18 protein-coding genes are annotated in these 23,768 nt (G+C 58.1%); all 18 read left to right on the forward strand.

What is annotated here, in order from left to right; all coding sequences use genetic code 11:
• The first annotated feature begins 376 nt into the window (after window positions 1-376).
• Window positions 377-1,684 (forward strand): NADH-quinone oxidoreductase subunit NuoF, encoded by a 1,308-nt coding sequence (gene nuoF / locus VEI50_14415; GenBank protein ID HXX76319.1) that lies wholly within the window; start codon window positions 377-379, stop codon window positions 1,682-1,684.
• Between the two features lie 75 nt (window positions 1,685-1,759).
• Window positions 1,760-4,426 carry an NADH-quinone oxidoreductase subunit NuoG gene (gene nuoG, locus VEI50_14420; protein HXX76320.1) on the forward strand — a complete coding sequence of 889 codons (2,667 nt, stop codon included), beginning with the start codon at window positions 1,760-1,762 and terminating at the stop codon, window positions 4,424-4,426.
• 48 nt (window positions 4,427-4,474) lie between these two features.
• Complete coding sequence (gene nuoH, locus VEI50_14425; protein ID HXX76321.1) at window positions 4,475-5,545, forward strand: NADH-quinone oxidoreductase subunit NuoH; 1,071 nt, start codon at window positions 4,475-4,477, stop codon at window positions 5,543-5,545.
• A gap of 72 nt (window positions 5,546-5,617) precedes the next feature.
• A complete protein-coding gene (gene nuoI / locus VEI50_14430; GenBank protein HXX76322.1) occupies window positions 5,618-6,160 on the forward strand; it encodes an NADH-quinone oxidoreductase subunit NuoI in 543 nt (180 codons plus the stop codon).
• Window positions 6,161-6,229: 69 nt separating this feature from the next.
• Window positions 6,230-6,748: an NADH-quinone oxidoreductase subunit J gene (locus VEI50_14435; protein ID HXX76323.1), complete on the forward strand. Its 519-nt coding sequence runs from the start codon at window positions 6,230-6,232 to the stop codon at window positions 6,746-6,748.
• The gene (gene nuoK / locus VEI50_14440; protein ID HXX76324.1) at window positions 6,745-7,050 is read left to right on the forward strand and encodes an NADH-quinone oxidoreductase subunit NuoK; all 306 of its coding nucleotides are present in this window, start codon (window positions 6,745-6,747) and stop codon (window positions 7,048-7,050) included. Before VEI50_14435 ends, nuoK begins: the two co-directional genes overlap by 4 nt.
• 76 nt (window positions 7,051-7,126) lie before the next feature.
• Window positions 7,127-9,025, forward strand: coding sequence for an NADH-quinone oxidoreductase subunit L (gene nuoL / locus VEI50_14445; protein HXX76325.1), 1,899 nt, complete (start codon window positions 7,127-7,129; stop codon window positions 9,023-9,025).
• Window positions 9,026-9,031: 6 nt separating this feature from the next.
• On the forward strand, window positions 9,032-10,594 hold the full coding sequence (locus VEI50_14450) for an NADH-quinone oxidoreductase subunit M (GenBank protein HXX76326.1): 1,563 nt from the start codon (window positions 9,032-9,034) through the stop codon (window positions 10,592-10,594).
• Window positions 10,591-12,078, forward strand: coding sequence for an NADH-quinone oxidoreductase subunit N (locus VEI50_14455; protein ID HXX76327.1), 1,488 nt, complete (start codon window positions 10,591-10,593; stop codon window positions 12,076-12,078). Before VEI50_14450 ends, VEI50_14455 begins: the two co-directional genes overlap by 4 nt.
• A gap of 52 nt (window positions 12,079-12,130) precedes the next feature.
• Window positions 12,131-13,006, forward strand: coding sequence for a YihY/virulence factor BrkB family protein (locus tag VEI50_14460; protein HXX76328.1), 876 nt, complete (start codon window positions 12,131-12,133; stop codon window positions 13,004-13,006).
• A 111-nt stretch (window positions 13,007-13,117) separates the two neighbouring features.
• A complete protein-coding gene (locus VEI50_14465) occupies window positions 13,118-14,473 on the forward strand; it encodes a hypothetical protein (GenBank protein HXX76329.1) in 1,356 nt (451 codons plus the stop codon).
• 79 nt (window positions 14,474-14,552) lie between these two features.
• Complete coding sequence (locus tag VEI50_14470) at window positions 14,553-15,260, forward strand: polysaccharide deacetylase family protein (GenBank protein HXX76330.1); 708 nt, start codon at window positions 14,553-14,555, stop codon at window positions 15,258-15,260.
• A complete protein-coding gene (locus tag VEI50_14475) occupies window positions 15,257-15,739 on the forward strand; it encodes a GNAT family N-acetyltransferase (GenBank protein HXX76331.1) in 483 nt (160 codons plus the stop codon). The genes VEI50_14470 and VEI50_14475 overlap by 4 nt, the downstream gene beginning before the upstream one ends.
• 2 nt (window positions 15,740-15,741) lie before the next feature.
• On the forward strand, window positions 15,742-16,140 hold the full coding sequence (locus VEI50_14480; protein ID HXX76332.1) for a VOC family protein: 399 nt from the start codon (window positions 15,742-15,744) through the stop codon (window positions 16,138-16,140).
• A 90-nt stretch (window positions 16,141-16,230) separates the two neighbouring features.
• Window positions 16,231-17,100: a diaminopimelate epimerase gene (gene dapF, locus VEI50_14485; GenBank protein ID HXX76333.1), complete on the forward strand. Its 870-nt coding sequence runs from the start codon at window positions 16,231-16,233 to the stop codon at window positions 17,098-17,100.
• 126 nt (window positions 17,101-17,226) lie between these two features.
• A complete protein-coding gene (gene uvrC, locus VEI50_14490; protein ID HXX76334.1) occupies window positions 17,227-19,053 on the forward strand; it encodes an excinuclease ABC subunit UvrC in 1,827 nt (608 codons plus the stop codon).
• A gap of 183 nt (window positions 19,054-19,236) precedes the next feature.
• Window positions 19,237-23,064, forward strand: a complete 3,828-nt coding sequence (locus VEI50_14495; GenBank protein HXX76335.1) for a PAS domain S-box protein — start codon at window positions 19,237-19,239, stop codon at window positions 23,062-23,064.
• 2 nt (window positions 23,065-23,066) lie between these two features.
• Window positions 23,067-23,744 (forward strand): response regulator transcription factor, encoded by a 678-nt coding sequence (locus VEI50_14500; protein ID HXX76336.1) that lies wholly within the window; start codon window positions 23,067-23,069, stop codon window positions 23,742-23,744.
• Window positions 23,745-23,768 lie beyond the last annotated feature (24 nt).

Here is a 23,768-nt window from a genome sequence, read left to right on the forward strand (position 1 = left end):
GAAGGTCTGTCGTGAACTGCGAACCAGGCTCTCAAATTTGACTGAAACTTTTCCAAAGGAGGAAAAATATCGACTGACTGACCAACTCATACGCGCTTCTCGTTCCGTCACGGCAAATTTAGCTGAAGGATATGGCCGCTTTCATTACGCAGAGAATGTTCAGTTTGCCAGGCAAGCTCGAGGATCGTTGTATGAAGCTCTAGACCACTTAACCGTATGTAAGGATCAAAAGATCATAGACGCAGAAACATTTGATCATGTTCGAGATGACGTATTGAGAGCCATCACCATCGTGAACGGTTTTATCAGGTATCTGAGAACGGCAAAAGACAGGGAACCTTGCGATTAACGATTCACGTTTAACGATTAGCGACCCATGCCGACTCACGAACCAATCCTTCTCAAGAACATGCTCCAGCCCGGTTACACCGGCTCGCTGGCCGACTATGAGCGAACCGGCGGCTATCAGGCTGTTCGGAAGGTCCTCGGTAAGATGGCTCCGATGGAGGTCACGCAACTGGTGATGAAATCCGGCTTGCGCGGTCGCGGTGGCGCCGGCTTTCCGACCGGCGTGAAATGGGGCTTTCTCCCGAAGGACTATCAGGGTCCACGCTACCTCTGCTGTAACGCCGACGAAAGTGAACCGGGTACGTTCAAAGATCGCCAACTCATCGAGCGGGATCCCCACCAGATGCTCGAAGGGATCGTGCTGGCTTGCTATGCGATTGGGGCAGAAGCCGCGTACATTTATATTCGGGGTGAGTTCGTGTTGGGCGCCGAGATTCTGGAAAAGGCCATCGCCGAAGCACGGACGGCCGGCTATATCGGCAAAAACATTCTCGGCAGCGGAACGAAGATCAACGTCTGGGTGCATCGAGGCGCGGGAGCGTACATTTGCGGAGAAGAAACGGCCCTGTTGGAATCGCTCGAGGGAAAGCGGGGGCTGCCCCGTGTCAAGCCGCCGTTCCCCGCGACGCACGGGCTCTACAATAAACCGACGGTTGTTAATAACGTCGAGACCCTCGCGAATCTCCCGCACATCATCACTCGGGGGCCAGAATGGTTCGCCGCCATCGGCTCGCCGCCCAAGAGTACAGGGACCAGAATCTTCTGCGTCAGCGGCCATGTGAAACGGCCGGGGAATTACGAAGTCCCGATGGGCATTACGTTCCGCGAACTGATTTACGAGCATGCCGGCGGCATGCGAACGAACAAACCCTTGAAGGCATTCATTCCGGGGGGTGCCTCAGCTCCCTTTTTGACCCCGGATCATCTGGATGTGAAGATGGACTTCGAATCGGTCGCGGCGGCAGGGTCGATGCTCGGATCGGGCGGGGTAACCATCATGGAGGAAGGTACGAGCATGGTCTGGGCGGCCCTCCGGCTCATGGAATTTTTCTATCACGAGTCCTGCGGCAAATGCACGCCCTGCCGTGAAGGCAGCTCGTGGTTGGTTCAAACCATGCGCCGGATCGTCGCCAAACAGGGGCGGAGTCAGGACCTTGAAACCCTGAGTGATCTATGCAAGAACATCGCGGGTCGCACCGTCTGTGCCTTTGGCGACGCCGAGGTGGCCCCGATCATGAGCACGTTGAAGCATTGGCGTCAGGAGTACGTCTCGCTCATTCATGAAGCTGAAGCGGCAAATTTGCTTCGCCCGGAACGAGTTGGGCTGAGACGTTAATCGTTCTTCGTTAATCGCAATGGAAAAATTCGGCTTTCATGTTTCACGTGTAACGTTTCACGAATAACGGCGAACATGGCTACCACCACCGAGACAGTACGTTTGACGATCGACGGCCTTCCGGTTACGGTGCCGAAAGGCACGCTTGTGATCGAGGCCGCGCGACGCGTTGGGGTCATGATCCCGCATTTCTGCTACCACCCAAAGCTGAAGCCTGACGCCAACTGCCGGATGTGTCTCGTGGAAATCGAGAAGATGCCGAAGCTCCAGACCTCCTGCAGCACGCCGGTCGCCGAAGGAATGGCCGTGCGGACGGCGACGACCGTCGTCAACGACGCACACAAATCGGTCCTCGAATTCATTTTGGCCAATCACCCGCTGGATTGTCCCGTGTGCGACCAGGGAGGCCGCTGCGATCTCCAGGATTTTTCCCACGAGTATACGGCGACCGCCAGCCGGTTCATCGAAACGAAACGGATCTTCCAGAAGGAATACTTCAGCCCGCTCATCGAAACCCAGATGAACCGCTGCGTGCAATGTCTCCGGTGCGTCCGCTACTGCGACGAGGTCATGGACGTGAAGGCGTTGGCCCCGGCCGGACGGGGCACGATGACGGAAATCAAACATTTCGGTCCACATGCGCTCGACTGCGAGTTCTGCGGCGGATGTGTGCAGATTTGCCCCGTCGGCGCCATCACGAGCCGGCTGTCCATGTATGAATACCGGCCCTGGATGCTCAAGCGGGCCGATACGGTCTGTGCCTTCTGCGGAGACGGCTGCCAGATCACGATTCAGACAAAGGGGAACGAGCTGATCGAAGTCAACTCCGCCTATGGCGCCGGCCGCAACAATGGCGATCTCTGTGCTCGCGGCTTCTTTGGATTTCACGCCACAAGCCATCCGGAACGTCTGACCCATCCGCTGATCCGACGAAAAGGGATCTTGGTTCAAACCACCTGGGAGGAGGCGCTGGAGTATGTTGCGGAGCAGGCCACTAAACTCAAGTTGGCCCATGGGGCGCAGGCGTTTGGAGGGCTGATTACAGGACGGTGCACGAACGAAGAATTATATCTGTTCCAAAAATTCATGCGGCTGACGATCGGCACCAACAATCTCGACAGCAGCGCGCGCTACGGCTACTTCAATGGAATCCAGGCCCTGCGCTATGTGCAGGGTACGCATCGGTGGACTGTCACCTTTGAAGACCTCGTTGAGGCGGACACGCTCTTGTTGGTCGGGACCAACATCACAGAGACCAACCCCGTCACTGGGCTCAAAGTCAAAGAGGCCGTGAAGAAAGGTCACACCACACTGCTGACGATCGACACCATGCGACCGATCATCGGGACCATCAGTAATATCGCGACGCTCGCTCATCAGCACCTCTGTGTCGGGCCGACTCAGCTCGGGAACGCCGTGCTCGGACTTCTCAAAGCGGTGGTCGAGGGTAATCTCCTTGATCCGGCGCTGAGTCGGAAGGCAGATGGATACGCATCGGCGATCGCTCAGGCTCTCCAACCGATCACATGGCCGGCTTTGACAGCCGCAACCGGAATCTCTCAGGAGGCCTTTGTCGCCATGGCAAAAACCTTCTCTTCCGGTCGACGGGTCGTCATTCTGGCCGGTCAAGGGGTACTCCAGGGCGCCGGCGGTTTTGGCATCTGCCTCAACCTCCTCGACTGTTTAATCCTCACGGGAAAACTGACTGCGCCAGGCTGCGGGTTTGCGCCGCTGGCCAAAGAGAACAATGACCAAGGGGCCATCGAAATGGGGGCCGTCGCGGAATTTCTGCCCGGTCCTCTCGCTGTCGCAGACAATATCGCTCGGGAGCGGATAGCTTCGGTCTGGCGGGAGGACATCCCTTCCACGCCGGGTATGACTCTCACCGAGATCGTCGAGCGGGCGAGGAGCGGTGCGCTTAAGGCGCTCTTCGTCGTGGGAGAGAACCCCGTCGGGACACTGCCCGACCCCGGCGCCATCGCCCAATCCCTCGCGAAGCTGGGCCTTCTTGTCTGCCAGGAACTGTATCTCACAGAGACCGCTCGGCTGGCGCACGTGGTCTTCCCCGCAGCCTCATATGCAGAAAAGACCGGAACTTTCACCAATACAGAAGGGCACGTGCAGGCGGTTCGCCCCGCGGTTGATTCCGTCGGTGAGAGCCGGCCCGATTGGGAGATTCTGTCGGCCCTGTCCGTGCTGATGGGCATCCCGCTCGAATACGGCGATGCCAAAGAATTGCTCAAAGAGATCCGCAGCGTCATCCCCGGCTACGGCCAACTGGGACCGGCTCCGATTCCTCCTAAAGTCGATCAGGCCGCACTTGACCGGTACTTGGCGGAGGGCTATCGCCGGAACCTCTCAGCCCGCTATACTCTCACCCCCGGAGTCAGGCGGCCCGAGGGAACCGTGCAGGTGGGGCTGACCCAAAGCTTGTTCCATGCGGGAAAGTTCTCGACTCGATCGAAAGGCTTGCTCCAAGTCGAAGGCCGCGGCTCATTGCGCATGAATCCGGCGGACGCTGTGCGGTTTGCGGTGACCGACGGTGATCGAGTTCGGTTATCGAATGCGCGAGGCAACGTCACCACGTTCGTAAAAGTGTGGGACCGAGTCCCGGAAGGATTGGCATGGTATCCCGATCATTTTGCACAGGAGATGACCCAACTCTTCGAGTGCACGGTGGATCCGGAGACGAAGGTGCCGTCGTTCCGGATCGCGTCCGTATCGGTGATGAAAGTGGCATAGGACAGACAAGATTGTGAAGCCGTTCATCTGCTATCCGGGAGCATTGTCGTGACTGAACTTAGCTTGCGCCTCGCCATTTCCCTCGCTCAAATCGCCGCTGTGATGGGCATCGTCATGTTGACCGTGATGATCCTGACGCTCGCCGAGCGCAAAGTTCTCGGCTGGATGCAGGACCGCATGGGACCCATGGAAGTGGGCCCCTACGGCATCCTCCAACCGATCGCAGACGGCCTCAAGCTCTTCTTCAAGGAAGACATCATTCCCGCCGGCGCGAACAAGTTCATGTTCAGTTTGGCGCCGATTTTGGCTATGGTGCCGGCGCTGATTGGTTTCGCCGTCATTCCTTTCGGTCCGACTCTCTCATTTGAAGTCGGCGGCATCAAGGTTCAACCTTTCGTCATCAGCGACATCAACATCGGCATCCTGTACATCCTGGCCTTCACCTCAATCGGCGCCTACGGCATCATCCTGGGCGGGTGGGCCTCCAACAGCAAGTACTCGCTGTTGGGGGGGTTGCGGTCTGCCGCCCAGGTCATCAGCTACGAATTGAATGTCGGACTGGCCATCGTCGGCGTGCTGATTCTGGCCGGCTCGCTGAGTCTGGTGAGGATCGCTGAGGCCCAGGCGGGCGGGTTCTGGCACTGGTATCTCTTCGCCCTTCCGATGCCCCAGGTCGTGGCCTTCGTGGTCTATGTGATCTCTTCCGTTGCCGAAACCAATCGCGTACCGTTCGACTTGCCCGAGGCGGAGAGTGAACTCGTCGCTGGTTTCTTCACCGAGTACAGCGGCATGCGCTTCGCGTTTTTCTTCATCGCGGAATACGCCAACATGGTGCTCGTCTCATGCGTCGCCGCGGCGCTCTTCCTCGGAGGCTGGAATGCTCCCTATCCCGGCACGATCCTGGGCCATCTGGGGATCAGCGGCATCGCGTGGATCGAGAATGTCGCTTGGTTTACCGTGAAAGTTTACTTTTTCCTGTTCCTGTTCTTTTGGCTGCGGGCCACCTTGCCGCGGTTGCGGTACGACCAATTGATGCGGTTCGGATGGAAGGTCATGTTGCCGATCGCGCTCGGCAACATTATCGTGACGTCGATCGCTGCGTATTTCTTTCCGAAGTAAGCGGGGAAGGCGTCAGCAATCGGCAGTCAGCGTAAAAGGCTGACGGCTCATAGCTGACCGCTGATAGCTGATATGCAACGATTCACCGACTGGCTCAAGACCATCACGTTCTACGAAATTCTCGTCGGCATGAAGGCCACGCTTTCGCATCTCCTGCAGTACAAACCCATCACGATCCAGTACCCGCACGAGAAACGGAACTTGCCGGACAACTATCGCGGCATGCTGGCGCTCCTTCGCTATGACGATGGCACTGAGAAGTGTGTGGGGTGCGACTTGTGCGAGGCGGCCTGCCCCTCCCGTGTGATCCGCGTCGTCAGTGCAGAGGTGCCCGGCGAACCGACGAAACGGTACTCAAAAGAATATTACATGGACATGACCCGCTGCCTGTTCTGTGGCATGTGCGTCGACGCCTGTCCAGTGGATGCGCTCGGCATGACTCGCGAATTCGAATGGGCCGTGTACGACAAGCGCCAGCTTCTGCTGAACAAAGCTCAATTGCTCGCCATCGGCGATCGATCATTCCCGATTCGGGAAAAGCGGTTGGAGCTGCAGCATCCGAACGTGGCGTTCTTCAACATCCCGTTCAAACACGTGCCGCAAAAGCCGGTCTGAACACTCCGAGGCCGGATATCGTGCTGCGCGCGACATGCGCACAAGGTGGAATCGGACTGAGTCATCTGGATGGAACTGGCCTTCTTCTTTTATTTCGCCCTCGTGATCACCGTCACGTCGACCCTTGTGGTCGCGTTCCGGAATCCCATCTATAGCGCGCTTTCCCTGCTTATCATGTTCTTTCACGTCGCGGGGCTGTACGTCACGCTCCATGCGGAGTTCCTGGCAGCCGTGCAGATCATCGTGTATGCAGGCGCCATTCTCGTGTTGTATCTCTTCGTCGTCATGCTGCTGAATATGAAGCAAGACGACCCGTATCATCGACAGTGGCCCGTTGCGGGACTGATCGGGGGACTGCTCCTGATCGAAGCCCTCGTCTTGACCACTGCACGGTACCGCGTACCGGCCGTGACAACGTCGGAAGTGGAGTCGGTGGTTGAACAGAGCGGCAACACCGAAGCGATCGCCGAGGTGCTGTACTCGACGTATCTGTTCCCCTTCGAGGTCGCGTCGTTGATCCTGCTCGTGGCCATGATCGGCGCCATCCTCCTGGCCAAACGCGACCTCCAGGAGGCGCCAAGGTCATGACGGTTCCGATGTCCTACTATCTCACGCTCAGCGCGATCGTGTTTCTGACCGGCCTCGTCGGCGTGCTGATCCGCCGGAACATCATCATTATTTTACTTTCGGTGGAATTGATGTTGAACGCGACGAACATCAACTTCGTCGCCTTTTCGCAGTACTTTCACAACGTCGCAGGACAGGTCTTCGTGTTTTTTGCTCTGACGGTGGCGGCGGCGGAAGTGGCCGTGGGTCTGGCCATCATCATCGCGCTCCATCGGGCAAAATCCACGATCAATGTAGACGAGTTTAGTCTCCTCAAGTGGTGATCATGAACATGCCGAGAACTGCGATCAAGACGAAGTTGGACTCAGCACTTAGCACTCAGCACTGAGCCCTACAATTATGATCTACGCCCTGATCCCTCTCCTCCCATTCGCCGCCTTTCTGATCCTCGGATTAGCCGGGTGGCGGATCAAGGATCGCGCACATCTGGTGGCCGTCCCCGCCGTCGCTTTGTCTTGGGTACTGTCGATCGTCGCGTTCATCGACGTCGTCTTGGGATCGGTCATCTCTGTTCCCCTGTACACGTGGCTCACGTCCGGTCCGCTCGATATTCACATCGGCTTGTCGGTCGATCGGTTGACGGCCGTGATGTTACTCCTGGTGACGACGGTGAGCGGTCTCGTCCACATCTATACGATCGGTTACATGCATGGGGAACCGGGCTATGCGAGGTTTTTCAGTTATATCGCCCTCTTCACCTTCTCCATGCTCATGCTCGTACTGGCCGACAACCTGCTTCAGCTGTTCATCTTCTGGGAAGCGGTCGGGCTCTGTTCGTACCTCCTGATCGGCCATTGGTACGAACGACCGTCGGCCTGTTCCGCGGCAACAAAAGCCTTTATCGTGAACCGGATCGGCGATTTCGGATTTCTCCTTGGTCTCTTCCTGGCCTGGGCGTCGTTCGGTTCACTCACCTATCTCGACATTTTCGCCCAGGCCCATCAATCCGCGAACGAAACGCTGAACCTGCTTGCCCCGCTGGGCGGTCACTGGGAGGTTTCGGTCGTCACATTGGTGTGCCTCTTGTTGTTCACGGGAGCCGTCGGCAAATCGGCGCAGGTACCGTTACACGTCTGGCTGCCTGATGCCATGGAAGGCCCCACTCCGATCTCCGCTCTCATCCATGCCGCGACGATGGTCACGGCCGGTGTCTTTATGGTGGCCCGGCTGGCTCCCTTGTACAACCTCTCCCCGACCGCTATGTCGGTCGTCGCAATCGTCGGTGGCCTGACCATGGTCTTGGGCGCGACCATCGCTGTTACGCAGACCGACATTAAACGGGTGGTCGCCTACTCCACTGTGAGCCAACTCGGTTACATGATGATGGCTTGCGGTCTGGGTGCCTATGCGGCCGGAATCTATCATCTCCTGACCCACGGAGCTTTCAAAGCTCTGCTGTTCTTAGGCTGCGGCTCCGTGATCATCGCGCTCCATCATGAGCAAGATATGCGGCATATGGGAGGACTCAAGGAGAATCTTCCCGTGACCTACTGGACCTTCGTCGTCGGCTCCCTCGCGCTGGCTGGATTCCCACTGACTGCCGGATTTTTCAGCAAGGACGATCTTCTCGTATCGACGTGGTCGGCCGGTCCGCTCGGTCAGATTCTGACCATCTTCGGACTGCTGACCGCGATGCTGACTGCGTTCTACAGTTTTCGACTCGTCTTCGTCACGTTTTGGGGACCGTCGCACGTCGATCCTCACCATGCCGGTCACGTGCAGGAACCCTCGAAGACCATGACGGTCCCGCTCATCATTCTTGCCGTGCTCAGCGTCATCACCGGCTACCTTGGCATTCCAGGGTTTCTCGAACCGGTCTTTGCAACCGGTTCGGACACAGGTTCTGATCACAGCGGGGGGACCGCGGGTATCATGATGACTGCTACGCTCATGGGCCTCCTGGGGATCGCCGGAGCGTACTACCTGTATGTGATCAGGCCGGGGCTCCCGGATCAATTGATTCGAACGTGGCAGGCTCTGTACCAAGGGTCGCTCCACAAGTGGTATGTCGACGAAGCCTATGACCGGACGGTCGTACGCCCCACGTTTGCTATGGCGGACGAACTCTGGACAAAGATCGATGTCAGGATTATCGACGGGGCCGTCAACGGTGTCGCCCGGGCGATAGCCTGGGGTGGCTGGCTCCTGCGTCTCGTGCAAAGTGGACAAACACAACATTACGCGCTCGGCATGGCGCTCGGCGCCGTGGTGTTCTTGACCGTCCTGTTGATCTTCTGAGGTCCGATGCAATCCAGCGGATTTCCATGGCTCTCATTGCTGATCCTGCTCCCTTTGGGAGGAGCTGTGGCGTTGTTGTTTGTGAAAGACTCCGCTGTGCGTTGGCTCGCCCTTGGCGTGGCGATCGCCGATTTTGTGGTTGCCCTGCCGCTTTGGTGGCTCTTCGATCCGAGTTCAAGCCAGATGCAATTCACGGAACATGTGATCTGGATCACTTCTCCTTCGATTCATTACAGCCTGGGACTCGATGGCATCAGCCTCCCGTTGGTCCTGATGACGGCGGCGCTCCTGCCGCTCTGCGTGCTCGCGTCGTGGCAGGCCGTCGCGACGAGAATCCGAGGCTTCATGGCCATGCTGCTCGTCATGGAAGCGGCGATGCTCGGCGTATTCATGGCCTTGGACTTCGTGCTGTTCTACGTGTTCTGGGAGGCGATGTTGATCCCCATGTACCTGCTGATCGGGGTGTGGGGAGGACCGAACCGACTGTACGCCGCCATCAAATTTTTCTTGTATACGCTGGCCGGCAGCGTGCTGCTGCTTGTCGCGATCCTCGTACTGTTTTTCTACGGAGGCCACACCTTCGACATCCTGGCCTTGACACAAGTATCGTACCCGACCTCCCTCCAGATGTGGCTCTTCCTCGCCTTGTTCGCCGCCTTCGCCGTGAAAGTTCCGATGTTTCCCTTCCACACCTGGCTTCCTGACGCGCATGTCGAAGCGCCGACCGCCGGGAGCGTGTTGCTCGCCAGCGTGTTGCTGAAGATGGGCACCTATGGGTTCGTTCGTTTCAGCCTGCCGATGTTGCCGGATGCAAGCCGGACGTTCGCACCCATGATGATTGTGCTGTCGATCGTCGCCATCATCTACGGAGCTTACATGGCATTGGCCCAGGCCGATCTCAAGAAACTGATCGCCTACTCAAGTGTCAGCCACATGGGATTTGTTACGCTCGGTCTCTTCGTGTCGAATCAACCGAGCATCGAGGGCGCCGTGCTCCAGATGGTCAACCACGGGATCACGACGGGAGCGTTGTTCTTGTGCGTCGGGGTCATCTACGAGCGCACCCATAGCCGCTTGATCGCCGACAACGTCGGATTGACCAAACCCATGCCGCAGTACGCCACCTTTTTGGTCATCTTTGCCCTGTCTTCGCTCGGCCTGCCCGGCACCAACAGTTTTGTCGGAGAATTCCTCGTGCTGGCCGGGACGTTTCTTTGGAGCAAAGTCGCTACGGCCCTGGCCTCGCTCGGACTGATTCTCGCAGCAACCTACCTGCTCTGGATGGTGCAACGGATCGCCTTTGGTGTTCCCTCTCCCCACCACCTGCCGGAGCTCAGAGATCTGAATCAGCGCGAACTGGCGACATTGGTGCCATTGGCGGTGCTGGTTTTCTGGATCGGCTTTTTCCCCAATCCTCTCGTCAGCCGGATGCATACGAGTGTCACGAAGACGATCGACCTCATGTCGAGGACACGCATCGCTCCTGTAACGCATCCCTCTGCCGGACAGGCGCTGCCTGCATCGGTTTTGACGGTCCAACAGCCACTGGCACAGGAATCTGCACGATGACCTTCTCCGGCGCCGACCTCCTGGCCATCCTGCCCGAACTGATCATTATCACGGCCGCCTGTCTCGTCCTGGCCTTTGATCCCGTCACACCATCTCCGCGCAAGGACCTGCTGGCATGGCTCAGTCTCGGCGCCCTCGCGCTCTGCATCGGGCTTACGGGAGGGCAGATCAGTGTTTTGAATGTACGCGTCACAGCGTTCAGCGACCTGATCGTCATCGATGCCTACGCCAGGTTCTGGAAACTGCTCCTCTATGTCGTGAGCGGACTGACGATCCTGATGTCGATGCCCTACTTGAAAGCCGAGCGGTTGAACCTGGGTGAATACTACGGATTCATCCTGCTTGCCCTCTCGGGCATGATGGTCATGGTGTCCGCTACCGACTTGCTAACGATCTATCTCGGCACCGAGCTGATGTCGTTGTCTCTCTATGTGATGGCAGGACTCAAGCGGTCGGAACCTCGATCACTGGAAGCCTCGGCGAAATATTTTGTTTTGGGAGCTTTTTCATCCGGGATCCTCTTATACGGGATTTCTTTGCTCTTCGGGGTCTCCGGCAGCACGAAGTTGGCTGACATCGCGGTAGCAGTGGGCGCGAGAGGACTCGGCGACCCGATCTTGTTGATGGCCACGATTCTGTTGACGGTTGGATTCGGGTTTAAACTTGCCGTGGTTCCGTTTCACATGTGGACGCCGGACGTCTATCAGGGCGCACCAACGTGCGTCACGGCTTTCATGGCCGTCGCCTCCAAAGCCGCCAGTTTCGCGGCCTTCCTGCGCGTTTTCGTGGAAGGGTTGGGCGGACTGAAGGTCAACTGGTCGATGTTGTGTATGCTGCTCTGTGTGGTCACCCTCGTCCTGGGCAACGTCGTCGCCATTATCCAAACCAACATCAAGCGCATGCTGGCCTATTCCAGCATTGCGCACGCTGGCTATGCCCTGCTCGGGGTCGTCGCAGCCGGCCGAGGGGTCGGCGAATCGGGTAGCGCGACCGGCCTCGCGAGTGTCATGTTGTATCTCGTTCTCTATGCGTTCATGACCCTTGGCGCGTTCACCGTGATCAGTATGCTCCGCAAGGGCGGACTTGAAGGGGAAGAGATCGACGACTTTACAGGACTCGCCAAGCGCCAGCCGCTGGCGGCATTTCTGATGCTGGTCTTCATGGCTTCGTTGGCCGGTATCCCTCCGACGGCCGGGTTCATCGGTAAGTTCTACGTTTTCATGGCGGCAGTTGAAGCGGGCATGACCTGGCTCGCGGTCGTCGCCCTCGTCTTCGCAGCAATATCGGCCTACTACTACATGCGCGTGGTCATGGTGATGTATATGCGCGATCCGGACGTGTCGACTCTCGAATCCCCACAGCTCATCACCTCGCCCGCGCTCTCGGTCGTGCTGGTCTGCGCCGTCGCCGGCGTGATCGTGTTCGGGGTCTTTCCCAATCCCTTAGTCAGCCTCGCTCTGCAGTCGGTGCTCTTCCTCAAATAAGGTTTCTCATCTCTTCCGAATCCGTGCACGAACTCTTGACTCGTGCTACGCTGTGCCCGTGCAACCCTTGCGGTTTCTCATCGACCTCGGAAAATCATTTCTCCATAACGGGTGTGCAAGTCTGGCGGCATCGCTGGCCTTTTTTTCCCTGCTCTCGCTCTTCCCGCTTGTGTTCCTGTTATTGTACGGGCTGAGTTTTGTCGTGAGTCAGGAGGTCATCAGCGAACAGGTCTTGCTCAGCTTCCTCAAGGGATTCCTTCCGTCCCTGGGAGAACATGTGGCAGAAGAGCTCCATCGAGTCGGCTCCTTAGAAACCGTCCGTTGGGCTGTCTTCCTTGCATTTGCGTGGTTCGGCGCACTGGTGTTTTATGAAATCGACTACGCCTTGAACGTCGTCTTCGAAAGCACCTGGCGTCGGCACCCTCTCATCTCCACGATGATTGCGGTAGCCTCGCTGGGCGCCATGGGTCTGTTGCTGATCGTATCGTATGTGGCCACTCAAACCGTGAATTTTCTGATCTCCTATGCCCCTCAATTGTGGGGGCTGGACCTGATCGCGCTCGCAGCCCACAACTTTTTCCTCACCTATACCTTGCCCTTCGGCCTCGCCTTTGTGGCGGTGACGGTGTTGTATCGCTTCGTCCCGCGGCGTCGACCGCAATGGCGTGAAGCCATGATCGGCGCCCTCACATTCAGCCTGCTGTGGGTCTCCGCCAAGCTGCTGTTCGTGACTTATGGCACCTACGCTACGATCTACACCCATCTGTACGGATCGCTCTTCGAGGTGATTCTCTTGCTCCTATGGGTATATTACTCCTCAGCTCTGTTGCTGATAGGGGCCGGAGTGGCTCACTCTCTCCAGCAACGTGCCCTTGCGGTTTCGGCTGCGGCTGAAAAATCTTCTCACCCGGACCCCGCTGTGCTCTAGCATCTCCCGCCGTGATCGGGTTTTCTTGGCCTGTCAACTTCCGGCCTTTTTCTGGCAGGGAACTTCCTTCCTGGCTAAAATGGCATCCGGCACGAAGGGAGCTGCTTCTTCATGGACGATCTCGGCAAGGATATGCTCATGCTCGGCGGAACTCTGGCAGGGTTCGTCGCGGCACTGCTCTCCGTCATGGAGAAATTGATCAACATAAAGGATCACATCAGACCAGGCAAAGAACGGAAGTCACCGGCACCGTCTGAACGCCCCACGAGCGAACCCTCCCCAAGCATCGATTTCTTTTCTTCGAAGCCGCTACGGGGAACGTCGTATCTGCTGCTGTATGAAACTGGTGTAATCGTCGCTGCTGGACTGTTGTTGAACTATGTCGGGCTCACGCTGAGCCGCCATCTGGAGAGTATTCTGTTCCTGGACATGACAGGAACGGCGCTGGTCGCATTCCTCTTGGGCCCCTGGTGGGGCGCCATCACAGCGTTACTCTCAAATTCCGTCGTGAACTGGCTGCTCTACCCGGAAACTGGTGCCGACGTCGTTATTTTTCCTTGGTCGCTGGTCAGCATGACCGGTGCCTTTTACTGGGGCTGGATGGCTCGGCAAACGGGGTTTCAGAAGTATCTCAAGACCGGTCGCAGTTCCGCCTGGTCCCACGCCTGGTTCCTGTACGTGTTCGGCGTTGGAGGGGCCCTGGTGATGAGTCTCCCAGGAACCTTCGTTCAGGCGGCCTTGCACGAACGTGCGACGTTTGCGTTGAACCCCGACGTGGCGGAAAGCCTGAGCTTCCGCGTCCTCCAATGGGAGCAGGCGATCCGAGGGTACCTTGAAACCCAGTTCGGCCTGGCACATGGAGAGAGTCTGAGCTGGTGGGTCGTCAACTGGTTTCAGACGTGGGTCCGGTACATTCCGGACAAAACCATGAGCGCCGCGATCGCGCTCGTTGTCCTCAAGTACGGCTATCCCCTCTTCGAGCGAGAACTGATCCATGGCGGACCCGAACGTGAACGGCCGAAGGACGAACGGATCCTGCCGCTGGTGTTGGGCCTCATTTTCGCTCCCTCATTCGCGGTGCTGATCAGCAGCGAAACCTACGGAGAATCGGCGTGGTGGCCGCTGTGGTCCGCCCCCTGGCTCCTCATGCTATTGGGCTATGTCAAGCTACGGTACTGGGGGCCGACGAACGCGAGTCTGCAGGAAGCACGCCTCCAACGTGCCGAACGGTACGCACGGGCGCTGAAACCGATCGGCAAGGAAGCGTCGTATGAATTCTGCCGCCGACTGACGTTTGTTACGTTGATCGCCAGTCTCCTGTTTGCGCTCTGTCTGCCCATCCTCCTCATGGATTTCTATCGGGTCACGTTCAAGTTCTTCTGCGTCGTATACGGCTTTCTCCTCGTCGTCCACCTGATCCGCGTGGCCATCGCTCAGAACATCTCCATCGCACGAGCCGACGGATAATTACCGACTCACGGATTCCTCCGTCGCATCGCGCACGTCGACTCGGCGGCATCCGGCTGGTTCGGGTATACTAACAGCCATGCGTCTGGCTCGTGTGCGTCGGCTATGCACGATCGTCCTGGCTTTAACGCTGATCCTTATCGTGCCGGCGGAAAGTCAGGTGATCAAGTCTGGTCCGCCGGCCTGTCCCGGCGTGGCGCTCACCTTCGACCTCTGCCCGGTTCGCGGCGGGACCGGCTACGATCAGGCGCTCATTGACTATTTGATCGAGCGAAAAATCCCCGCCACCTTCTTTCTGTCCGGTAAATGGATCACCAAGCATGATGATCAAGTACGGGCGCTTCTCCGGATTCCCTTCTTTGAAGTGGGCACTCACGGTGAGGTTCACGCCCATTTACCGATGCATCCGGCCGAGGAGCAAAAACAGGAAATCCTCGGACCGGTCCGGCTGCTCAAAACCAAGTACGGCCATGATGCGACCTTGTTTCGTCCCCCCTACGGCGAGTTCAATGACGAGACAGTTGACGTCGTCCATGGGCTCGGTCTTCAGTTCATTTTGTGGAATGCGGTGTCCGGTGACCCGGATCCAACACTCTCTGCCGCACAGATCGATGATCGGCTGAAGCGGTTTGTCCGTAAAGGTAGCGTGGTCGTCATGCATGCCAACGGAAGGGGCATCCACACACGCGAGGCTGTGGAGTATCTTGATCAACAGCTCCTGCCGCAACGTGGCTTGATTCCAATGACCGTCAGCGATCTCTTGAACTGTAAGCAGACGACGCCATGACCAATCTCACCATCCGTCAGATGAAGCCCGAAGATTGTCCGGCAGTGATTGCCCTGCTGATCGACTCCGAGCCGTGGAAACGGCTTGGTTATACTGCTGCCGATTGGGATCAGTATTTTGCGGCGATCCCCCGGGGACGCGACAGCTACGTGGCCGATCTTGACGGGACGGTGGCGGGCATCGCGGTCGTCCGACAGAAATTCCTGTTGGGCGACTACCTGGAGCTTTTCGGAGTGGCCGACTGGGCGAGAGGTAAAGGGGTCGGGGGACATCTGCTCGGAGAGATCGAGTCGATGGTCTTCGCCAGAGCCAAGAACCTCTTTATCTGCGTGTCAGATTTCAATGAACCGGCTCGGCGGTTCTATCAGAAACACGGATATCAGGAGATCGGCTCAATACCGAACCTTTTAATCCATGGTGCGGCGGAGGTGCTCATCAGAAAAACGACAGGACCAGGAATGAAAGACAGAGGAAGGTAGTCATGCGTGTCAAGAAGCTCCTCCACACTAGAATGCGCGTCAGCGATATGGATCAGACGATTCGTTTCTACACCACGGTGCTCGGCCTCGAAGTACTCGAGCAGAAGGTATCACCGCGGGGCTCACATCTGGCATTCCTCAAAGTGCCCAACAGCGACGAGCTCATCGAGCTCTGCAGCTTTCCAGCCAGCGGGCCGGTCAAAGTCCAGGAGGACCTCGTTCATTTGGCGTTCCAGGTCGACAACCTCGACGAGACCATCAGGCAGCTCGAGGGGAAAGGGATCAGGATTACCGACGGTCCCACGAAGACCTCATCCGGCAATCGCTTCATTTTTATCGACGCTCCGGACGGCTACGAAGTCGAGCTCATCGAACGGCCGCCGGGTGTGAAGATTGTCTGACGAGCCTCCTTCACAGCCCTTTTCCCGCTCCTCCTCTTCATGATACCTTCCACCGCCTGTGTGAGCATCGGTCATGGGAAGGGGCGACACATGAAAAACGGATTTTTCCGGGGCCACGGCCTTGGCAACGACTATCTCGTAGTCGACCCGAGAGCGCTCACGTTTAAGCTCACGCCAAAGAACGTTCTGCTCCTCTGCAATCGCAATTGGGGCCTCGGGAGCGACGGTATTCTGGCGCTGGTCCCGAGCAAGAAGGCCAACTTTGGGTTGCGCATCTTCAACCCCGACGGCAGTGAAGCGGAAAAATCGGGGAATGGTCTCCGGATCTTCGCTCGATATCTTCATGCAACCGGCAAGACGAAGAAGAAGCGCTTCACCGTGGAGACAAAGGGTGGCCTCGTCACGATCGGTCTCCACGTGGACCGTCATGGAGACGCCAGCGCCGCGACAGTCGAAATGGGACATGCAACGTTTGAACCGAGCGCCCTCCCCTGCACACTCGCGGTCGAGGAACTCCTCCGACAACCGATCCAAGCGGCTGGGCGTTCGCTCCAGTTCACCGGCGTCAGCGTCGGCAACCCCCATTGCGTCATTTTCAAAGAGGCCGGAGAGTCGTGGTCGCGCGAAGACCTCTTGTCGCTCGGGCCCGCATTGGAGCATCACGCGATCTTCCCGAAACGAACGAATGTTCAACTGGCGGTGCCGACCGGACCGAAAGAAATCTTCATCCTGATCTGGGAACGGGGAGCCGGTGAGACGCAAGCCTCCGGGTCCTCTTCTTGCGCAGCCGCCAGCGCCGCCGTGCGGCTGGGCTTGGTCCAAAGCCCCGTCACGGTGAGGATGCCCGGCGGCGCGTTGAATATTGAAGTGAACGCCGACTTCAGTCTCACCATGAAGGGTCCGGTGGCGGAGGTGGCCCGCGGAACCCTGAGTCCCTCATTCGTGCGGACGCTGCGCTGAATAAGCGATCAGCAGTCCGCGGTCAGCTATCAGGCGACAGCGAAGCCAACTTGCCCGCGGAATCCCCGGCCTTTAGAATGATCGCAGGATCATTGCGTCTGCTGATGGCTGAAAGCTGACGGCTTCATGGCTACTTCAATCGACCTCCAATCCAAACTCGCTCACCTACCCGACCAGCCCGGCGTGTACCTCTTCAAGGATGCGGCGGGCGAGATCCTCTACATCGGCAAGGCTGCGTCTCTGGCCGATCGTGTACGGTCCTATTTTCTCAAAGGCGCCGACCACTCGCCGAAAACCACTCTCTTGGTGAGCCAGATCGCGGACCTCGAAACCATCGTCACCCGGTCGGAATTGGAAGCGCTCATCCTGGAAAGCAATCTGATCAAGCGCCATCGACCCAAACTCAACATCGTGCTTCGCGACGATAAACACTACCCCTATCTTCGCCTGCCGATCAAAGAGGATTTTCCCCGGCTGTCGATCGTCCGTCGCGTCCAGAAGGACGGGGCGCTCTATTACGGCCCCTATACTCCAGCCGGCGCATTACGCGAGACGCTCAAAGTCATCAAGAAGGTCTTCCCTCTCGCGACTTGCACGATCAAGATCGACGGCACGGCGGAACGGGCCTGCATCGAATTTGAAATCAAGCGCTGCATGGCACCCTGCACCGGTAATCAATCGAAGGAGGACTACCAGAAGATCGTTGCGCAGGTTCGACAGTTCCTCGAAGGACGCGACCGTGAATTGCTCGACGATCTGACCGCACAGATGACGGCAGCGGCGGAGCAGGAGGAGTTCGAAGAGGCCGCGCGATTGCGCGACCGGCTCTTCAAGGTCGAACGCACTCTGGAGAAACAACGGGTGACGCAAACGAACGACACCGACCAGGACGTGGTCGGTGTCGCACGCCAGGGAACAGCCGTCGATCTCCAGTTGCTGTTCGTCCGTGGCGGTCTCTTGATCGGTCGCAAAGACTTCTTTTGGCCTCAAGCAGCGGACGCCGGCGATGAAGAGCTCGTCCGATCGGCAATCGAGCAGTTCTACAACATAGACGGACGGCCGCCCAAGGAACTGTTGCTCCCCGTCGAGCTCAACGATGTGGCGCTGATCGAAGAGTGGCTCTCGGACAAACGGGGAGACAAGGTCCGGCTGGTGGCACCGGAACGGGGGATGAAACACCAATTGCTCTTGCTTGCGGAGGAGAATGCCGTCGCGTCGGTGGCCGAGCATCTCAGAGACGAGCTGCTCGATCGGCAGGCGGTGGACGAACTTCAGCGCCTCTTGCGCCTCGATCACCCTCCGGAGCGCATTGAGGGGTTCGACATTTCCAACACGATGGGGAACCAATCCGTCGCATCGATGGTCGTCTGGGAACGGGGCCAGTTGAAGAAATCGGACTACCGGCGGTTTAAGATCCAGACGGTCGTCGGTGCCAATGACTTTGCCAGCATGCAGGAGGTGGTGCTACGACGTTATCGAGACACCGAGGACCTCGCTCGACCTGACGTCGTCCTCATCGACGGAGGGCTCGGACAACTGGCAGCTGCCAGGGAGGGGTTGAAACAGGCAGGCCAACCGAATATGGCCATCATCGGTCTCGCGAAAGCCCGCGGCGAGAAAGACGAACGGATTTTCCTGCCTGGGCGAAAAAACCCCATCACCTTGCGGGCGAACTCACCGGCCACTCATCTCGTTCAACGCATCCGAGACGAAGCTCATCGGTTTGCGATTACCTTTCACCGAAGGCTGCGAGGCAAGGCCCTTCTTGCCTCCCAATTGGATCAAATCATCGGGATCGGAGAAATTCGTCGCACCTCCCTGCTGAAACGGTTCAAGACACTGGAGGGCCTCACGGCCGCGTCGGACGAAGATCTCCGGGCGACGGGATTGAATTCTCAGACCATTCAGGACCTTCGCGCACAGCTGGGCACCAGGACAGCCACCGGCTCGTAACCTTGCATCCTCCGTCGAACACTCCGTTCGACCCTACCCAAGATGTTCTTCGCCCTAGCAATTCAGCAGGGAATGGTTCTATCCTATCCGCCGGTTGGCGGTGGTACGTCACACAGGACCGCTCGCAGCAGTCCGAGCGGGTCACAGAGACAATCGCCTCCGCATCGTCGGGAGGAGGGTGTCATGGATACCCGTATCGATACGTCACGCCAGACATCGGATGACGTCGTCAGCTTGCGGCAGCGCGTCGCCGAGCTTGAGCAGACCATCGCGCAGCAGCGACTCGCAGATGCCGCGCTGCGCGAACGTCAGGTTCATTTTCAGACTCTCTACGAGGACACGCCTGCGATGGCGTTCGTTCTGTCCATGGACGGAACGATTCTCTCGCTCAACCGGTACGGCGCCGAACAGTTGGGCTATACCCCCGAGGAGCTGGTCGGCCAATCAGTCTTGCAAATTTTCGACCCTGCCGACCACCACGCTGTGCTCAGACAACTGACCGTTTGTGGACACACTTCCGACAGCACCATGGGCTGGGAGTTGCAGAAGGTTCGGAAGGACGGCTCTCGCCTCTGGGTTCGGGAAACAGCACGGACCATCCGAGATGCGGCGGGATCACCAACCATCCTCGTCGTCTGCGAGGACATTACCACGCGCAAGACCGCCGAAGAGGAGTTGCGCGTCACGGCTCAGAAACTCCAAGCGCTCATCCACGCTTGTCCGCTCGCAGTCATGTCGCTCGACAACGAAAGCGAGACGGTGACGCTCTGGAATCCAGCCGCTGAAGCCATGTTTGGGTGGCACGCCGACGAGACGTTGGGCCGACCAACTCCATTTCTGCCTCCCTCGCAGCATTACGAATCGGGCCACATGTGGGACGATCTGATCACCAGTGGAGCGGTGTCCGGCGTGGAGTTCCGTCGAGTCCGCAAGGATGGGATACCGATCGACATTTCCTTATGGGCAACCGTGCTGAAGAATGAACATGGGACTGTCACCGACACCATCGGCTTCCTGGCCGATATCACCGCCCGCAAGCAGGTCGAGGCCTCATTGCGAGAGAGCGAACAGGCCATTCGTGCACTGCAGGAAACGATCTCTCGACCCGCGCTGACTTTCGACCAGCGTATCCAAGCGATGCTGGAATTGGGTTGCCGTCGGTTTAAACTTCCCATCGGACTCGTGACGCGCGTCGAAGGCAAGAGCCTTGTCATCACCCATGTCTCGTCCCAAGAAACACACATCGTCGCCGGTACGGTCCTCCCCCTCAACCAGACGTACTGTCATGCCACGCTCACAGCGGAGGAGCCGGTTTGTTTCGAGCAGGCCTCGGCGTCCGAGTGGCGAAATCATCCTGGCTATACGACGTTGGAGATCGAGTGTTATATCGGAACGAAGCTGGTCGGGCTCAATTCGATCCATGGGACGATCTGTTTCGTCGCTCCCACCCCGTACGCGACTCGTTTCACCGATGCGGACAAGGACTTTCTCTTGCTGATGGCACAATGGATCGGCCATGAGCAGGACCGCCAGGAATCGGAACGGGCATTGAAACAACAGGAGAGTCTGTTGCGTGCCGTCATCGACACCGCCACCGACGCGATTTTTATGAAAGATACGAAGGGCCGATACCGGCTCATCAACGCCGCCGGTGCAAAGACCATCGGTAAACCGGTGGAGGAGGTCATCGGGAAAACCGATCAAGAATTATTCCCGCCTGAAACCGCCAAACGACTCATGGAGAATGACCAGCAGGTGCTGATCGGAGGGTCACAACATCACTTTGAGGCTGTCATTCCATTCCAGGGAGAACCCCGAACGTTTTCATCGATCAAGACGCCGCACCGGGATCCTCAAGGGAACGTGATCGGGCTCGTCGGTGTCTCACGCGATATCACCGATCAAAAACTGCTTGAAGAGCAACGGAGCAAGAGCGAGCGGCTGTTCGCCTCGTTCATGGAAAACCTGCCGGGCCTTGCCTGGATCAAAGATACGGCCGGGCGGTATGTGTACCTGAATGGCGCGTTTGAACGAGCCTTTGACGTCAAGCTGCTGGATTGGAAAGGAAAAACCGATTTCGAGGTGTGGCCAAGGCCTGTCGCCAACCAGTTCACGGCCAATGATCGTCAGGTCCTCTCGACGAATGCTCCGATTTTGACCGTGGAAACAGCACCGCAGGCGGATGGAAATCACGCCTCACTCGTCAGCAAATTCCCCATTCCTAACGAACAAGGGTCTCCCATTCTCGTCGGAGGGGTTGCGGTTGACATCACCGAACGCAAACAGGCCGAGGAGGCCCTGCGGTTGACGCAATTTGCGGTGGATCGCGCTGCCGATCTTGCCTTCTGGATCGACCGCGAGGCGCGCTTCGCGTACGTCAACGACGCGGCCTGTCAACGACTCGGCTACACACGTCACGAGTTGTTGTCGATGACGGTTGCAGATGTGGACCCGAATTATCAGACGGAATCGTGGCCCCAACATTGGGAGGCACTTCGTCGTACGGGCCAGCTTCGCTTCGAGACCATGCACCGGACGAAAACCGGCGAGCTCTATCCCGTGGAGGTCGTCGCCAACTACGCGACGTTCGAAGGCAAAGCGTATAACTTCGCCTTCGCCCGCGACATCTCCGAACAGAAACGGGCTGAGGCTGCGTTGCGCGACAGCGAAGCGCGTTGGAAAACGCTGTTCGAGCATGCAGGAGTCGGCATTGCGCAGCTCAGCTTGACCGGACAATTTCTGCGCGCCAATGCCCGCCTCTGCCAGACACTGGGTTATTCATCCAAAACGTTGTGTCAACATAGCTTCCACGAAATCACACATCCGGACGACTTGGCATTAAACCTCAGACTCCTGGATGAGTTAATGACCAGCACACGCCCGTCCTTCTCGATGGAGAAACGGTATCGCAGAAACGATGGTGTGTGGTTGTGGGCTACTTCGACCGTCTCGTTGGTTCGCTCGACCTCCGGCACCCCGACCTACTTCATCAAGGTGATCGAGGACATTTCGGAGCGGAAGCAGGCTGAAGAGGCACTCCAGCAGAGCGAGGCGCGACTCCATCGATTCGTGGCAGACGCGCCGGTCGGATTGGTCATCATGGACGCGCAGAAGCGGATCTTGAGTGCCAACAAGGCCTTTTGCGCCCTGACAGGGTATACGGAGTCAGAGATCATCGGCAGCACCTATGCCCTCTATACCCACCCCGACGATCTGCCGGAGAATCTGGTACTAACCGACGAATTTTTCCAGGGTAAACGGTCAGGCTACGCGCATGAGAAACGGTACGTCAGGAAACCCGGCGACATCATCTGGGTGGCCGTCAAGACCACCAGTACCGAATTACCGGGCCATGTCGGCCCCCTCTTGCTCGCCGTCGTTGAAAATATCACCGAACGAAAGCAGGCGATGGATGAGCGCGAGCGGATCAGCCAAGATCTTCATGACGACGTGCTCCAATCGCTGTACGCCGTCGGCATGGGATTGGAAGCGACGAAAGGCCGACTCAAACCGATCTCCCGCTCCACCGCGAAGCGGCTTGAAGGGTCCGTCGCCCAGCTCAACGGTGTCATCCATGAAGTACGAAGCTTCATCCCCCGCATGCAGAAGTCCTCTCGGGCAGACGGGAGTTTCGAGCAGGCTCTTCGATCCCTGGTCGGATCGTTCACGGCAACCGGTTCGGGAGACATTGCCATCACGATCGACGCCGCGGCGTCGGCTGCTCTACCGCTCGATCATTGTCGAGACGTCATCAGCATCGCGAAAGAAGCCATCAGCAACAGCTTGAGACACGCGAAGGCTCGTCGTCGCACCATTACCTTTCACCGGCACCGGAGCACACTGCGGTTGGAAATCACGGACAACGGGCGCGGATTTCAACCGAGCCGGTCGCGGAAGGGGCTGGGGCTGTCCAACATGCGGACCAGGGCGAAAAAGTTGGGGGCACGATTGAAGATCGATTCAGCGCCGGGCCAAGGCACCAGAATTATCATGGATCTTCCTGTGAGATAAGTATGCGACCTCAGCGGGAAAGCCTCGTTACCATCTTGTTGGTCGACGATCACGAAGTCGTCCGTATCGGGCTACGTGCATTGCTGGACGCGGTACCGGGGTTCCGGGTCGTTGGCGAAGGAACGACGAAACGCGAAGCCATCACCGGCGCCGTTCGACTCAAGCCCACCGTCGCCTTGTTGGATATTCGCCTCCCTGACGGCAGTGGGATCGATGCCGCCCGTGAGATCCTCTCGGCCTGTCCAACCACGAATGTGGCGTTCCTGACGAGTTATGCCGACGACGACAGTGTCCTGGCTGCGGTCCTGTCAGGTGCCCAGGGTTACATCCTGAAGGATATCGGATCTGACAATCTCGTGAGGGCGGTGCGGACCGTCGCGAGCGGAAAGCCTCTCTTGGATCCTCGTCTCACGAACCAAACCAGAACCTGGGTTAAAAACCTCTCCCGTCCCGGCCAAACCTCTTTGACCCCGTCGCTCTCTCCGCAAGAACAGCGTCTCCTGCCGCTGATCGCCGAAGGTCACACCAACAAAGAAATTGCCGAGGCCATGCAGCTCAGCGAAAAGACCGTGAAAAACTACCTGGCTAATCTCTTTTCGAAACTCCATATTTCCCGACGTTCCCAGGCCGCCGCCTTCTATGTGCGGAGGTCAACCTCGGACGCCACCCGTCCCGAATAGGCACTCTGTAGAACAATCCAAGAG

The sequence above is a fragment of the Nitrospiraceae bacterium genome, from assembly GCA_035623075.1.
Lineage (GTDB): Bacteria > Nitrospirota > Nitrospiria > Nitrospirales > Nitrospiraceae > DASPUC01.

Coding starts and splice junctions, on each gene's coding strand:
- VEI50_14470 (HXX76330.1), top strand. CDS start 14,553: ATGCGTCTGGCTCGTGTGCGTCGGCTATGCACGATCGTCCTGGCTTTA.
- VEI50_14435 (HXX76323.1), top strand. CDS start 6,230: ATGGAACTGGCCTTCTTCTTTTATTTCGCCCTCGTGATCACCGTCACG.
- VEI50_14495 (HXX76335.1), top strand. CDS start 19,237: ATGGATACCCGTATCGATACGTCACGCCAGACATCGGATGACGTCGTC.
- nuoK (HXX76324.1), top strand. CDS start 6,745: ATGACGGTTCCGATGTCCTACTATCTCACGCTCAGCGCGATCGTGTTT.
- VEI50_14500 (HXX76336.1), top strand. CDS start 23,067: ATGCGACCTCAGCGGGAAAGCCTCGTTACCATCTTGTTGGTCGACGAT.
- uvrC (HXX76334.1), top strand. CDS start 17,227: ATGGCTACTTCAATCGACCTCCAATCCAAACTCGCTCACCTACCCGAC.
- nuoL (HXX76325.1), top strand. CDS start 7,127: ATGATCTACGCCCTGATCCCTCTCCTCCCATTCGCCGCCTTTCTGATC.
- nuoF (HXX76319.1), top strand. CDS start 377: ATGCCGACTCACGAACCAATCCTTCTCAAGAACATGCTCCAGCCCGGT.
- nuoG (HXX76320.1), top strand. CDS start 1,760: ATGGCTACCACCACCGAGACAGTACGTTTGACGATCGACGGCCTTCCG.
- nuoI (HXX76322.1), top strand. CDS start 5,618: ATGCAACGATTCACCGACTGGCTCAAGACCATCACGTTCTACGAAATT.
- VEI50_14480 (HXX76332.1), top strand. CDS start 15,742: ATGCGTGTCAAGAAGCTCCTCCACACTAGAATGCGCGTCAGCGATATG.
- VEI50_14455 (HXX76327.1), top strand. CDS start 10,591: ATGACCTTCTCCGGCGCCGACCTCCTGGCCATCCTGCCCGAACTGATC.
- VEI50_14475 (HXX76331.1), top strand. CDS start 15,257: ATGACCAATCTCACCATCCGTCAGATGAAGCCCGAAGATTGTCCGGCA.
- dapF (HXX76333.1), top strand. CDS start 16,231: ATGAAAAACGGATTTTTCCGGGGCCACGGCCTTGGCAACGACTATCTC.
- VEI50_14450 (HXX76326.1), top strand. CDS start 9,032: ATGCAATCCAGCGGATTTCCATGGCTCTCATTGCTGATCCTGCTCCCT.
- VEI50_14465 (HXX76329.1), top strand. CDS start 13,118: ATGGACGATCTCGGCAAGGATATGCTCATGCTCGGCGGAACTCTGGCA.